General features: G+C 70.6%; 13 protein-coding genes. 9 read left to right on the forward strand and 4 right to left on the reverse strand.

From position 1 onward, the window contains the following. Nucleotides 1-205: 205 nt before the first annotated feature. From SNE206_RS12940 to SNE206_RS12955, 4 genes are all read left to right on the forward strand, one after another. Complete coding sequence (locus tag SNE206_RS12940) at nt 206-574, forward strand: nuclear transport factor 2 family protein (protein ID WP_407913458.1); 369 nt, start codon at nt 206-208, stop codon at nt 572-574. A gap of 52 nt (nt 575-626) precedes the next feature. Then, nucleotides 627-1109: an N-acetyltransferase family protein gene (locus SNE206_RS12945; RefSeq protein WP_407913459.1), complete on the forward strand. Its 483-nt coding sequence runs from the start codon at nt 627-629 to the stop codon at nt 1107-1109. Nucleotides 1110-1328: 219 nt separating this feature from the next. Beyond that, nucleotides 1329-1742: an anti-sigma regulatory factor gene (locus SNE206_RS12950; RefSeq protein WP_407913460.1), complete on the forward strand. Its 414-nt coding sequence runs from the start codon at nt 1329-1331 to the stop codon at nt 1740-1742. Between the two features lie 133 nt (nt 1743-1875). After that, nucleotides 1876-2898, forward strand: coding sequence for an RNA polymerase sigma factor SigF (locus tag SNE206_RS12955; RefSeq protein ID WP_407913461.1), 1023 nt, complete (start codon nt 1876-1878; stop codon nt 2896-2898). Between the two features lie 133 nt (nt 2899-3031). Here the strand turns inward: SNE206_RS12955 and SNE206_RS12960 are convergent, their stop codons facing one another. Next, complete coding sequence (locus SNE206_RS12960; RefSeq protein WP_407913462.1) at nt 3032-3484, reverse strand: hypothetical protein; 453 nt, start codon at nt 3482-3484, stop codon at nt 3032-3034. Nucleotides 3485-3535: 51 nt separating this feature from the next. Here SNE206_RS12960 and SNE206_RS12965 point away from each other — a divergent pair, with 51 nt between their 5' ends. Together SNE206_RS12965 and SNE206_RS12970 are read left to right on the forward strand one after the other, a co-directional pair. After that, a complete protein-coding gene (locus tag SNE206_RS12965) occupies nt 3536-4507 on the forward strand; it encodes a diacylglycerol/lipid kinase family protein (RefSeq protein ID WP_407913463.1) in 972 nt (323 codons plus the stop codon). Nucleotides 4508-4850: 343 nt separating this feature from the next. Beyond that, the gene (locus tag SNE206_RS12970; RefSeq protein ID WP_030267905.1) at nt 4851-5102 is read left to right on the forward strand and encodes a WhiB family transcriptional regulator; all 252 of its coding nucleotides are present in this window, start codon (nt 4851-4853) and stop codon (nt 5100-5102) included. Between the two features lie 449 nt (nt 5103-5551). Here the strand turns inward: SNE206_RS12970 and SNE206_RS12975 are convergent, their stop codons facing one another. The 3 genes from SNE206_RS12975 to SNE206_RS12985 form a co-directional block, all read right to left on the reverse strand. Continuing rightward, the gene (locus SNE206_RS12975) at nt 5552-7069 is read right to left on the reverse strand and encodes a sensor histidine kinase (RefSeq protein ID WP_407913464.1); all 1518 of its coding nucleotides are present in this window, start codon (nt 7067-7069) and stop codon (nt 5552-5554) included. Between the two features lie 369 nt (nt 7070-7438). Then, complete coding sequence (locus SNE206_RS12980; RefSeq protein WP_407913465.1) at nt 7439-8500, reverse strand: SIS domain-containing protein; 1062 nt, start codon at nt 8498-8500, stop codon at nt 7439-7441. 156 nt (nt 8501-8656) lie between these two features. Beyond that, nucleotides 8657-9958 (reverse strand): extracellular solute-binding protein, encoded by a 1302-nt coding sequence (locus SNE206_RS12985; RefSeq protein WP_407913466.1) that lies wholly within the window; start codon nt 9956-9958, stop codon nt 8657-8659. Between the two features lie 558 nt (nt 9959-10516). Here SNE206_RS12985 and SNE206_RS12990 point away from each other — a divergent pair. The 3 genes from SNE206_RS12990 (at nt 10517) to SNE206_RS13000 (ending at nt 13863) form a co-directional block, all read left to right on the forward strand. Beyond that, a complete protein-coding gene (locus tag SNE206_RS12990; protein WP_407913467.1) occupies nt 10517-11830 on the forward strand; it encodes an extracellular solute-binding protein in 1314 nt (437 codons plus the stop codon). A 138-nt stretch (nt 11831-11968) separates the two neighbouring features. Further along, the gene (locus SNE206_RS12995; RefSeq protein WP_407913468.1) at nt 11969-12958 is read left to right on the forward strand and encodes a carbohydrate ABC transporter permease; all 990 of its coding nucleotides are present in this window, start codon (nt 11969-11971) and stop codon (nt 12956-12958) included. Further along, the gene (locus SNE206_RS13000; RefSeq protein WP_407913469.1) at nt 12955-13863 is read left to right on the forward strand and encodes a carbohydrate ABC transporter permease; all 909 of its coding nucleotides are present in this window, start codon (nt 12955-12957) and stop codon (nt 13861-13863) included. Before SNE206_RS12995 ends, SNE206_RS13000 begins: the two co-directional genes overlap by 4 nt. Nucleotides 13864-13878 lie beyond the last annotated feature (15 nt).

Raw genomic sequence — 13878 nt, forward strand, 5'->3', positions numbered from 1 at the left:
GGGCCCGGGGGGGGCGCCCCGCCGCCCCCGGGCCCTCGCCGTTCCCCCGCCCTGCCCGCCCGCACCCCCGCCCGCGCCCCCGCCGCGCCGGGCCGCCGGCACCCCCCGCCGCCCGCGTACCGGGGACCGGCCGCGCGGCGTAGGCTCGGAGCAGCGGGTCGAACCGCACCGGTCCGTCCCGCCGTCACGAACGAGGGAGACCGCGATGGGCACCGCTGCGGCACCGACCTTTGACACCGAGGCCCTGCGCCGGGGCATCGAGCGGCAGGACGCGTCGGCCCTGCTGGCGCTGTACGCCGACGACGCCGAGATCCGCATGATCGACCGCCGGACCCAGCCGAGCCACCCGATGGTGATGCACGGCCGGTCCTCGATCTCGGAGATGCTGACCGACGTGTACGGCCGGGACATGACCCACACGCTCGAACAGGTGGTCGTCGACGGCGACCACCTCGCGTTCATGGAGTCCTGCCGGTACCCCGACGGCACCCGGGTGCTGGCCACCTCCATGGCCGACCTGCGGGACGGCCGGATCGTCGACCAGACGTCGATCCAGGCCTGGGACGAAGGGTGACCGCCGGGATTCTCCTTTCCGCCCCGCCGGTGCGTCCGAGTACCCTCGCCGTATGATCCGCTCCGCGCAGGCCTCCGACGTCCCCGTCATCCATGCCATGATCCGCGAGCTCGCGGAGTACGAGAAGGCCGTGCACGAGGCCCGGGCCACCGAGGAGCAGCTGCACGACGCGCTGTTCGGCGAGCACCCCGCGGTCTTCGGCCTGATCGCCGAGGACGACACGACCGGGGAGCCCGTCGGGTTCGCGCTGTGGTTCCGCAACTTCTCCACCTGGCGCGGCACCCACGGCATCTACCTGGAGGACCTCTACGTGCGGCCCTCCCGGCGCGGCGGGGGCCACGGCAAGGCCCTGCTGACCGAGCTCGCCCGGATCTGCACGGAACGCGGCTACTCCCGGCTGGAATGGTCCGTACTCGACTGGAACGAGCCGTCGATCGGTTTCTACAAGTCCCTCGGCGCCGTGCCGATGGAGGAGTGGACGGTCTTCCGGCTCACCGACGACGCCCTCGCCGACCTGGGCGGATCCACCCGCTAGTCGCCCTTTCCCGTGATCGTGGCCGGAGATCGCGACATCGGCCCGCCCTACGCGGTAACGTCTCGGGCGGATGCGCGGCGTTCGGACTCTCCCGGGTGGGTATGACCGGTACGTACCGCACCACCCCTCGGACGAGTTGGGGCGAAGCAGTTGAGCCAAGCAAGTGGAAGTGCCGAGGCCGTCCGGCCGCAAGCACCGCGCGTCACCCAGGAGGTGAGGGTGTCCCAGATCGACGGCGAGCCCGACGTGAAGGACTTCGTGGAGGTCCGGCTGCCCGCGGCGGGGGCCTACCTCTCGGTGCTGCGAACAGCGACGGCGGGCCTCGCGGCCCGCTTGGACTTCACCCTGGACGAGATCGAGGACCTGCGGATCGCGGTGGACGAGGCCTGCGCCATCCTGCTCCAGCAGGCCGTCGCCGGCTCCGTGCTGAGCTGCGAGTTCCGGCTGGTCGGCGACTCGCTCAAGGTCACCGTCTCCGCCCCGACCACCGACGGACGCGCTCCCGAGCGCGACACCTTCGCGTGGACGGTGCTCTCGGCCCTGGCGGGCGAGGTCGAGTCCTCGGTCGCCGAGGACCGGACGGTCAGCATCAGCCTGAACAAGAAGCGCGGCGGCGCTCCGGCCCTGCCGTAGCGCCCTGCACCCGAGGGCCGTACGCGCGGGTGCCGTTCGTCAGGGACGGTGCCGGACGCGTACGGCCTCCCCGTACCGCAGGCCACTGCGGTGCAGTCAGTGAAGTGCTCCCGGAACGGAACGGGTGATCGCCATGAGTGATCTGGACCGCACAGGTGCCGCCGCGGTGCCGGCGGCCACCGCAGACGTGGCCGTACCGACCCAGGCGAGCGCTGCCCGCATCGCCGACGCCTCCCCGACCGACGACGCGTACCCGAAGGACGCCCACCGGATGACCCAACCGACCGATCCGACACCGGAGCAGCCCGCCGCCACGGCGGACGCCCCTGCGGAGGAGGAGCTGCGGACCGCCGCGGCGTTCGTCCGCAGCGCGGTGCCCGCCCAGGGCCACCGCTCGGGCGCACCGGACCGCGAGGCCGCCCGGGCCCTGTTCGTGCGGCTCTCGCAGCTGCCGGAGGGCTCGGCGGAGCGGGTCGAGATCCGCAACCAGCTGGTGCGGATGCACATCCCCCTGGTCGAGCACCTCGCCCGGCGCTTCCGCAACCGCGGCGAGCCGCTGGACGACCTCACCCAGGTCGCCACCATCGGCCTCATCAAGTCGGTGGACCGCTTCGACCACGAGCGCGGGGTGGAGTTCTCCACCTACGCGACCCCGACGATCGTCGGCGAGATCAAGCGGCACTTCCGCGACAAGGGCTGGGCGGTGCGCGTGCCGCGCCGCCTGCAGGAGCTGCGGCTGTCGCTCACCACGGCGACCAGCGAGCTCTCGCAGCGGCACGGCCGCTCGCCCACCGTGCACGAGCTCGCCGAGCACCTCGGGATCAGCGAGGAGGACGTGCTGGAGGGCCTGGAGTCCGCCAACGCGTACTCGACGCTCTCGCTGGACGTGCCGGACAGCGACGACGAGTCGCCGGCCGTCGCGGACACCCTCGGCGCGACCGACGAGGCGCTGGAGGGGGTCGAGTACCGCGAGTCGCTGAAGCCGCTGCTGGCCCAGCTGCCGCCGCGCGAGCAGAAGATCCTGGTGCTCCGCTTCTTCCGCAACATGACGCAGTCGCAGATCGCCGCCGAGGTGGGCATCTCCCAGATGCACGTCTCCCGGCTGCTCGCCCGCACCCTGGCCCAGCTGCGGGAGAAGCTCCTCGTCGAGGAGTGACCGCGCCCCTGCACGGCACGGCGGAGGCCCGAAGGGATCACCCTTCGGGCCTCCGCCGTCCGTCGTCGGTCGTCCACCGTCCGTCGTCCGCACGTTCCCGGACCGGGCGTACGGACCGGGCGTACGGACCGGGTCAGCCGGCCCGGTACAGCACGTCGGTGACCCGCGGGTGCAGCAGCGACGTGATGCCGGCCAGGCCGAGCACCGCCACGGCCACCGCCACCGCCTTCATCGCGCCGCCGACCTCCCACATGTAGTAGGCCACCGGCAGGCAGATCGAGTTGGTCAGGAGGGCCGGGCTGCGGCCCCAGCGGCGCAGGCGCAGCAGCGCGCGCCCGGCCAGCAGCGGGAAGAGCCCCATCAGCAGCAGCACCACGGCGCCGGCCTCGCTGCGTCCGAGCCACGCCTCGTCGCCGACCAGCCCGGCGACGACGTCGTAGAGCCCCCAGACGGCCAGTGCGGCGCCCTGGAGCAGGGTGATCGCCGCACCGGCGACCAACGGGGCGGGCCGGCCGCCGGAGGCGCCGGGGGCCGCCTCCTGGCCGGACGCGGGGGCGGGGGACGGCTGGGCGGTTTCTGCGGTCACCCCAGCAGGGTAGCCGCCGTCCCCCGCGTACCGACCCGTAGGCTGAGGGTCATGCGCGCTCTCCTGGTCGTGAACCCGAAGGCGACCACGACCAGTGGCCGCACCCGCGACGTGCTGATCCACGCCCTGCGCAGCGACCTGGAGCTGGAGGTCGCGCACACCGGGTACCGCGGGCACGCGGGCGACCTGGCGCGGGAGGCCGCCGAGGGCGGCGGGGTCGACCTGGTGGTGGCCCTGGGCGGCGACGGCACCGTCAACGAGGTCGTGAACGGTCTCCTGGCGCACGGCCCGTCCGACCGGGTGCCGCGGCTCGCGGTGGTGCCGGGCGGTTCGACGAACGTCTTCGCCCGGGCGCTGGGCCTGCCGAACGACCCGGTGGAGGCGACCGGCGCGCTGCTGGACGCGCTGGCCGGGCGGCGGGAGCGGTCGATCGGGCTGGGCAAGGCCTTCACGGAGGGGCACCCGGACCGCTGGTTCACCTTCACGGCGGGGCTGGGCTTCGACGCCGGCGTCGTGGGCCGGGTGGAGGACCAGCGCACGGCGGGCCGGAAGTCCACGCACGCGCTCTACGTCAACCAGGCGCTCCGGCACTATGTCACCGAGCGTGAGCACCGGCGGAACGGCCCGGTCACCCTGGAGATCAACGGCCAGGAGCCGGTGCCGGGGCTGGTGCTGTCGATAGTGTCCAACACCTCGCCGTGGACGTACCTGGGGAACCGCCCGGTGCTCCCCTCCCCCTCCGCCTCGTTCGACACGCACCTCGACATCTTCGGCATCACCCGGATGACGGCGTTCGGTACGGCTCGAACGGTCCGTCAGATCCTGCGGTCGCACACCCCTGCGGACGGCGGCCGCAACGCCTCCGGACCGACCGGAAAGCACGTCGTCTCCTATCACGACGTCCGGCACTTCACCTTGGTTTCACAGGAACCAGCCCCGTTTCAGGTCGACGGGGACCACCTTGGAGACAGGAGTCGCGTCAGTTTCACAGGCGTTCGGCGGGCACTGCGTGTGATTGTGTGACCAGAAGGGGCCTCGCCCCTTCTTCTCGAACGCGCTAGCCCCCTTCACCCCATAGAAGTACGGGCTGTGAGCTAGGCGACACCGAAGAATCAAAAATTCATTGCCGAAGGGGGTTGTATACGGGCCCGAGGTTTGCGAACCTCTACATGGCGATCGGGACGGGCCGCAGCGGAACCCGCGGCACTCCCTCGAATCGCCCGAACCCCACCTCAGCGCAGACCACCCGGGCCCGATGGGCCTCTGGTCCGTTTTGCTGTCGGGGGATTCGTGAAAGCGTTCACATTCACAAGCCGTCGATTGCGTCGGAGGGGCCACCCCCGCCGACCGGAGGAGTTGGACGACCATGGACTGGCGCCACCGCGCTGTCTGCCGCGAAGAGGACCCGGAGCTGTTCTTCCCGATCGGGAACACCGGTCCTGCTCTGCTGCAGATCGAGGAAGCCAAGGCCGTGTGCCGCCGCTGTCCTGTCATGGACCAGTGCCTGCAGTGGGCGCTCGAGACCGGCCAGGACGCCGGCGTCTGGGGCGGTATGAGCGAGGACGAGCGTCGTGCGATGAAGCGCCGCGCCGCCCGCAACCGCGCCCGCACCGCCTGACACACCGTCGCAGTACACCTGATCAACCCATGATCAAAGGCCTTGTCTCCCGCTCCACGCAGGGCCTTCCGCACGACGGGTCCCGCATCACGGCGCGACCCCGACGACGCCGGGCGGCCAGGGGCCTTGATACTGCTCACTGAGAGCAATATCGTGGACCTGGGCCGCTCACCGTGCGCAACGCACGGCCGCGTCGCCCCACACAGAGCCCCCGTTCCGGCCGACTCCCCCCGACGGCCGGAACGGGTCGAGAGGCCCTGCCGACCCACCCCCCCGGTCGGCAGGGCCTCGTTTCTGTTTCCCGGGGCTTCCGTCTCCCGGCCCCGGGCCGGAGCGGTCGGCGACACCGGGCAGGACCGGAACCACCGGAACCACCGGCCCGGCAGCCGTGGCGGCCCGGGGGCGCACACCCCGCGTGAGCCGTGGCCGGGGGGCGTGCGCCGCGGTCCTCACTTCACCGGGATCTCCAGGACGACCCGGGTGCCGCCGTCCGGCCCCGCCACCATGTCGAAGGTGCCGCCGAGCTCGCCGGTGACGAGGGTGCGGACGATCTGCAGGCCGAGGTTGCCGGACCGCTGCGGGTCGAAGTCCTCCGGCATGCCCCGGCCGTCGTCCTGCACGGTGATCAGCAGGTACTCCTCGGGCTTGACCCCGCCGTTCCAGCTCTCCGACCAGCCCATGCCGGTCGAGGGCGCCCGGCCCCGCAGGGCGCTGATCTCCAGCGTGCCGGGGGCCTTCGGGCCGAAGGCGTGCTCCAGGGCGTTCTGCAGCAGTTCGGTGAGGATCATCGCGAGCGGGGTGGCGACCTCGGCGCCGAGGATGCCGAAGCTGCCGGACCGGCGGGTGGAGACCATGCCGTCCTGCGAGAGCTCCAGGGCCATGGCGAGCACCCGGTCGGCGATCTCGTCGAAGGCCACCTCCTCGTCCAGGGTCTGCGAGAGCGTCTCGTGCACGAGGGCGATCGACCCGACCCGGCGCACCGCCTCGTCCAGCGCGGCCCGGGCGGCCTCCGAGTCCATCCGGCGCGACTGCAGCCGCAGCAGGGCCGCGACGGTCTGCAGGTTGTTCTTCACCCGGTGGTGGATCTCCCGGATGGTGGCGTCCTTGGTCATCAGCTCGCGGTCGCGGCGGCGCAGTTCGGTGACGTCGCGGCAGAGCACCAGGGAACCGGTCAGGATGCCCTTGGGCTTGAGCGGGATGGAGCGGATGGTGACGACGCCGCCCTGCGCCTCGACCTCGGTCTGCCGCGGGGCCCAGCCGCTGGCCATCTTGACCAGGGCCTCGTGCACGGCGGAGCGCGACGGCGGCGCCAACTCGGCGGTGGCGCGCCCGAGGTGACTGCCCACCAGGTCGGCGGTGAGGCCGAGCCGGTGGTAGGCGGAGAGGGCGTTGGGGCTGGCGTAGGTGACCACCCCGTCGGCGTCGAGCCTGATCAGGCCGTCGCCCACCCGCGGGGCCGCGTCCATGTCCGCCTGCTCGGCGGGGTAGGGAAACGTTCCGGCAGCGATCATCTGCGCGAGGTCGGACGCACTCTGCAGGTAGGTGAGCTCCAGCCGGCTGGGCGTACGGACGGTCAGCAGGTTGGTGTTGCGGGCGATCACCCCGAGCACCCGGCCCTCGCGCCGGACCGGGATGGACTCGACGCGGACGGGCACCTCCTCGCGCCACTCGGGATCGCCCTCGCGGACGATCCGGCCCTCGTCGAAGGCCGCGTCCAGCAGCGGCCGCCGTCCGCGGGGCACGAGGTGGCCGACCATGTCGTCGTGGTACGAGGTCGGTCCGGTGTTGGGCCGCATCTGGGCGACCGAGACGTACCGGATGCCGTCCCAGGTCGGGATCCACAGGACGAGGTCGGCGAAGGAGAGGTCGGAGAGCAGCTGCCACTCCGAGACCAGGAGGTGCAGCCATTCCACGTCGGCACCGGTGAGGGTGGTGTGGCGGCGGACGAGTTCGTTCAACGAAGGCACAGGGCGAGCCTAACCAAAACGACCGGTCCGGACCTTCCCCGCTGTTGTCCAGACCAATCGCGGCGGACCTCTGGACAAGCCGGATTGGTCTAGTCCACAATGGAGAAGCACCATGGAGACGTCCCCGCGCTCACTGCCCTGACCGCGCGAGGAAGCTCCACGGTCGGCACCGGAGACCGGGAGTCCCGCACAACTCCCGGCCACACCGGCCGCCGACGACAGCTCCGGGCTGCGGTGCCGCTTGGGTTGAGGGTCCCGACGCGGCGCCGTGGCCCGTAGTGCTGTCCGCACCCGTACGGCGCGCGCCCGCGCCGCCCGCACCACGCGAAGGAGCCCCCGGCCGAGGCCGGGGGCTCCTTCGCGTCCGCGTCAGTGCGTCTCGGTGACCTTCGCCAGGGCGCGCGGGGCGTCCGGGTCCTGGCCGCGGGCGATGGTGACCTCGTACGCGAGCTGCTGCAGCGGCAGGATCTCCAGGATCGGCTGCACCTCCTCGGGCACGCCCGGCGGCAGGGCGAAGCCGGCCGACGCCGCCTCGACCTGCGCCTGCTGACCGACGACGACCAGGTCGGCGCCGCGGCCGCGCAGGCGGTCCAGCACCGGCTGCAGGGCCTCCCCGCCCTTGCCGTCCGGCACGATCGCGATGACCGGCGAGACGTTGTCCACCATGGCCAGCGGGCCGTGCAGGAGGTCCGCGCCGGAGAACGGCGAGGCCGGGATGTAGGTGGTCTCCATCAGCTTCAGCGCCGCCTCGCGGGCGGTCGGGTAGCCGAAGCCGCGCGAGGTGATGACCAGGCGCTGCGCGAAGCGGTACCGCTCCGCCAGGGCCTTGACCTCGGGCTGGCGGGCGAGGACGGCCGCGGCGAGCTCCGGCAGGTCCTTGGCGGCGGAGCCGTCGCCGCCGCGCAGGCCCTCCACGAAGAGGTACAGCGCGAGCAGCTCGGCGGTGTAGGTCTTGGTGGCCGGGAGCGCCTTCTCCGGGCCCGCCAGGACGTCGATGTGGAACTCCGAGACCTCGGCCAGCGGCGAGCCGGCGTTGTTGGTCACGGCCAGGGTGATCGCACCGGCCTCGCGCGCCGCCTTGGTGGAGGCCACCAGGTCGGGCGAGCCGCCGGACTGGCTGACCGTGATCACCAGGCAGTCGGTGAGGTCGGGCCGGGCACCGTACGCGGTGGTGGTGGACATCGAGGTGAGGCCGGCGGGCTTGCCCAGCAGCACCTCGATCAGGTACTTGGCGTACAGCGCGGCGTTGTCGGAGGTGCCGCGGGCGGTGAGCAGCACGAAGCGCGGGTTGCGGGCGGCGATCTCGGCCGCGATCTCGCGGATCTTCGGCGCGCCCTCGTCGAGGATGCGCTGCAGGACGGCCGGCTGCTCGGCCATCTCCGCCGCCATGATCCTGCCGGGGACGGACGAGACGGTCTGCTGGTCGGACATCGGGGGTGCCTCCGTTGAGATGGTTCTACCCCGGACGGGCGGCTGCCCGGCGGGGACCTCACGGCGGCGAGTCCGCACACTCGCTGCGAATGGTGTGTCGCGTCGATCCTACGGTGCCCGGGCACCGGAAAACATTCCGGCGCCCGGGCGGCCGGTTCAGGACGGGTTGTTGATCAGCTGGTCGATGCGGGCGTCGGCGGCGGTCGTCGCGGCCTCCACCGAGGCGCCGGCGAGGATGTCGTCGAGCATCTCCACCAGCACCTTCTGCTTCTCGATCGCGGCCCAGCCCGGGGCGACCGGGGTGAACCACGCGTCCGGCACGGCGTTCGCGGCGGCCGCGGTGGCGGGCTTGGACTTCAGCGGGGCGAGCTGCGTCAGGTTGTTCGGCAGGGTGTCCTTGTCGGCGAGCACCTGCTGCGACTTGGCGCTGGTGAACATCCGGACCCAGTCCTTGGCGAGGTCCTGGACCTTCGAGCCGGCCGTGACCGCGAGGTCGGAGCCGCCGATGAAGGAGGGCAGCGGCTTGCCGTTCGGGCCGGGCATCGTGGTGACCCTGAGGACGTCCTTGAGCTTCGGGTCGCCGGAGAGCGGCTCCAGCGCGCCCGCGACCTCCCAGCCGTTGCCGTAGAGCATCGCGGTGCGGTGCTTGCCCAGCACCGCGGCCTGGTCGAGCTCGTCGGCCTTGAGGTCGCCGTGGTTGTACTTCTTCACCAGGCCGATGAAGTGCGTGACGCCCTGCCGGGACTTCGGCTCGCTCAGCGTGCCGTGCCAGCGGCCGGTGTCGTCGAAGCGGGCGATGCTGCCGCCGTACGCGGCGACGTAGGACATCGCGGCGTACCAGTAGGGGCCGGGCAGGTAGAGGGCCGAGAAGGACTTCTGGCCGCGCTTGTCGGACTGGACGCGGTCGAGCGCGGAGAGCAGCTCGTCCTCGGTGGCCGGCACCGCCTCGGAGCCGGTGGCCTCCTTGAACATGGCCGAGTTGTAGAGCGCGACGCGGGCGCCGGCGTAGTAGGGCACGCAGAAGAGCTTGTCCTGGTAGGTGCAGGTGTCGACGAGGCCGCGGATCCAGGTCTCGTTGTTGTCGTAGCTGGAGCGGTCGACCGGCGCCAGGGAGCCGTTGAGGATGTACTTCATGGTCTCGGTGTTGCCGAGTTCGACGACGTCCGGGGCGCTGTTGGCCTTCAGGGCCTCGTCCAGGTTGCCGACCTTGTCCTTCCAGGTCTGGTACCGCAGGTGCAGCTCGGCCTTGGGGTACTTGGCGGCGAACTCGTCGTTGACCTGCTGGACGAGTTCGGGCCAGGTGGTCTGGGCCTCGCCCATCAGCCAGACGGTGACGGTGCCGGTCTCGGCAGCGGCAGAGGCTGCGGCGTCCTGGCCGGCGGTGCCTCCGCTGCTGCATCCCACTGCACCGGCCACCAGGGCCGCCAAGCCGATCGCCGCCGTCAACTGCCGCTTCACGTTTCCTCCGGAGGTTCGGGGCCGATCTGCGCTCTGGTACAGACCAGTTCGCCGAGAGTGGACCAGACCACTGGGGGAGTCAACGGCGGGCCGGTGCGTACGCACCAGTCGTTGCAGACCCGTTGTCAAGCAACTGCGAAGAGTGAGCACACCCTCACCACATGCTCCATCAAGGCACTCTTAAGGCCCACTTGAGGCTGGGTTAGGGCTGGGGGCCGATCACCGCCCACCTATGCCCTTTCCTGGGGGATTCGCCGCTTTCGCCCCCTGGATGGTCCAGGCCAAGCCCGGCCGGCCACCAGAAGCGCACGGCAGTGTCAAGCGTTGATAACGGTGTGCACCGAGCCGTCGAGAACCCTTGACGGTCTTCTTTGGTACGTGCCAATCTCCAGGGCAGTTGGTCTACACCAATGGTCTACTCCACCAGGCCGGTTGCCGCTCCACCCCCGCTCTTCCGCATCCGCGTTCACCGGTGACACTCCCCCCAAGGCACGTCGCTTCAGGGCCATGGCCCAACAGCCCGGTGCCCATTCCTTGCTCATCCCTCTGGAGGATGGTTTGAACCGCAAGATCGCCGCCGTGGCCGCCATTGCCACTGTGCTCGTCGCCTCGGCCTGCTCCTCGTCCGGGTCCTCCGGTGACGCCAAGCAGGCGACGCTCAGCACGGACGGCAAGGGCAAGAAGATCACCGTCTGGCTGATGGACGACGCCCAGAAGGGCTGGCCGGCCGTCGTCGACGCCGCCAAGAAGGAGTTCACGGAGAAGACCGGCGCCGAGGTCGACATCCAGTGGCAGACCTGGACGAACTACACCACCAAGCTCGACACCGCGCTGCTCTCCGGCAACGCCCCCGACGCGCTGGAGCTGGGCAACACCCAGACCGCGAAGTACATCGAGGCCGGCTCCTTCGTCGACCTGACCGGCGTCAAGGGCCAGTTCGACAACTCGGACAAGTACCTGGACTCGCTGGCCGCCTCCGGCCAGACCCCGGACGGCTCCAAGACCTACGCCATCCCGTACTACGCCGGCGCCCGCGTCCTGATCTACCGCAAGGACCTCTTCGAGAAGGCCGGCGTCACCCAGGCCCCGACCACCCTGGCCGAGCTGAAGGACGCCCTGACCAAGGTCAAGGCCGCCAACGCCTCCACCCCGGGCTTCTCCGCGCTCTACCTCCCGGGCCAGAACTGGTACACCGCCGCCTCCTTCGGCGCCAGCACCTTCGGCGTGAAGAACATCGTCGCCAAGGCCGACGGCGACAAGTGGACCGGCACCCTGAGCGACCCGAAGTTCGTCGAGGGCGTCAAGACCTGGAACGACCTGCAGAAGGAGTTCTCGGTCGGCGGCACCACCACCGACGAGGCCACCCAGGACGCCCTGATGGCCAAGGGCAACATCGCCGCCATCGTCGGCAACGGCTGGGAGCTCGGCTCCGTCGCCGACCCGAAGACCGGTGACCCGAGCCTGAAGGACAAGCTCGCCTCCATCGCGCTCCCCGGCACCGCCGCGGGCCAGCCGACCCCGGCCTTCCTCGGCGGCTCCGACCTGGCCGTCCCGGCCAAGTCCGCCAACCCGGGCCTGGGCGCGACCTTCCTGCAGATCTACACCAACACCAAGCAGCAGACCGAGCTCGCGAAGTTCGCGATCCCGAACGCCAAGAACCTGGTCGCCGCCTACAAGGCCGCCGCGCCGGCCAACAAGGCCACCGGTGACGCCGCCGAGGGCCTGACCTGGTTCATCCCGAACTCGCCGCTGTGGTCCGGTGCCGACGAGACCGCGCTGAAGACCGCCTTCGGTGCGATCGCCGCCGGCGGCGACCCGGCCACCGAGCTCAAGAAGGTCGAGGAGACCGTGGTGAAGGACCTGAACGGCTGACGTGACTGACCGCAGGCCCGGGACGACCCGTCCCGACGGCCGGCACTGAGGGCAGGGGGTGGGCAGTCCGCGACAGATGCGGGCTGCCCACCCCTGCGCCAGGTAGCGACCAGTTCCGCGGGCCCGGGAAGGACCCTGATGAGTGTGACCACCAACGAGACCGTGCCCCGGTCCGAGACGTCCGGGCCCGCCCCCGCGCGGGAGCCGCAGCGCAGCGGCTTCCTGGCCGCGGGCCACTACATCCCGTACGCGATGATCCTGCCGGCCGCCGTGGCCCTGGTGGGCGTGCTGGCGTACCCGCTGTACAAGCTGTTCGACCTGTCGTTCCTGAACATCAACCGGTACGCGTACCTGGTCAACCCGGCGCTCGCGAAGTACATCGGGTTCGACGGCTACACCAAGATGTTCGGCGACGACCAGTTCTGGGAGGTCGTGCTCCGGTCCGTGTACTTCACGGTGGAGCTGGTGGTCCTCTCGATGGTGCTGGGCATGCTCTTCGCCCTGCTGCTCAACCGGGTCTCCGGCTGGGTGAAGATCATCTGCATCACCGTGATGATGTTCGTCTGGGCCATCCCCGCGCTCGTCACCGGCACCGTCTTCCGCTGGCTCTTCGCCTCCAACGGCGGCGTGGTCGACTACATCGGCTTCCTCTTCACCGGCGACGAGAAGACCAAGCACTACGACTGGTTCGCGGACCCCACGGTCGGCCTGTACGTGGTCGGCGCGGCCGTCATCATCTGGGGCGCGCTGCCGTTCCTGGTGCTCGGCCTCAACGCCGCGCTCACCCAGGTGCCGAAGGAGCTCCTGGAGGCCGCCACCCTCGACGGGGCCGGCCCCTTCCAGGCGTTCCGGCACGTGGTCGTCCCGGTCATCAAGCCGTTCCTGATGATCAGCGCCGCGCTCAGCTTCATCTGGGACTTCCAGGTCTTCGCGCAGATCTTCTCGCTGCGCAACACCTCCCCGGAGCCGGGCTACTGGACGATCGGCACCTACCTGTACCAGAAGGGCATCGTCGCCTCGCACTACAGCGACAGCTCGGTGATCTCGATCGTCATGATCCTCCTCATGCTGGCGGTGCTGGTCTTCTACATCCGCCAGATGCTCAAGATCGGAGCCCAGGACCGATGACCGCGACCCTCGACGTACAGGCCCAGGCCCCCGCCGCCGCCCCCAAGGTCCGGGCCAAGGCCCGTGTCACCGGCCGCAGCCGCGGCATGACGGCGTTCTGGAACACCCTCGGCCTCGGCTTCGCCGTGGTGATGGGCTTCCCGATCTACTGGATGATCATCACCACGTTCAAGACGAACAAGGACCTGATCGCCAAGGACCCGACCTTCTGGCCGAGCTCCTTCTCGTTCGACAGCTACACCACGATCTTCGACGACGCGGACTTCCTGCCGGCCCTGCAGAACACCGTGATCATCACGGTCGGCGCGGTGCTGCTCGGCCTGGTCGTCGGCTTCCTCGCCGCCGTCGCCGTCGCCCGGTTCAACTTCCGCGGCCGCAGCTTCTTCATCGTCAGCATGCTGGTCGTCCAGATGGTGCCGCTGCTGGCGATCATCGTGCCGCTCTTCGTCGTGATGAACAACGCCGGCATGACCGGCACGCTCTTCGGCGTGATGCTGGCCTACCTGGTCTTCACCGTGCCGTACGTGATCTGGACGCTGCGCTCCTTCATCGTCAACATCCCGGCCGAGCTCGACGAGGCCGCCATGGTCGACGGCTGCACGCAGTGGGGCGCCTTCTTCCGGGTCATCCTGCCGCTCACCCTCCCGGGCCTCGTCACCACCGGCGTCTACAGCTGGATCCAGGCCTGGAACGAGTTCATCGTCGCCAACGTGCTGCTCTCCACCGGCGGCCAGAAGACCTCGATGATCTGGCTCACCTTCTACGCCACCACGCCCACCCGCGGCGCGGACTACGGCTCGCAGATGGCCGGCGCCCTCATGGTGTCGCTGCCCGTGATCCTGCTCTTCGTGATCTTCCAGAAGAAGGTGTCGGCGGGCCTCACCGCCGGTGCGGTCAAGGGCTAGTCCCTCGCCCCCCGC

It is taken from the genome of Kitasatospora sp. NE20-6 (assembly GCF_045862635.1).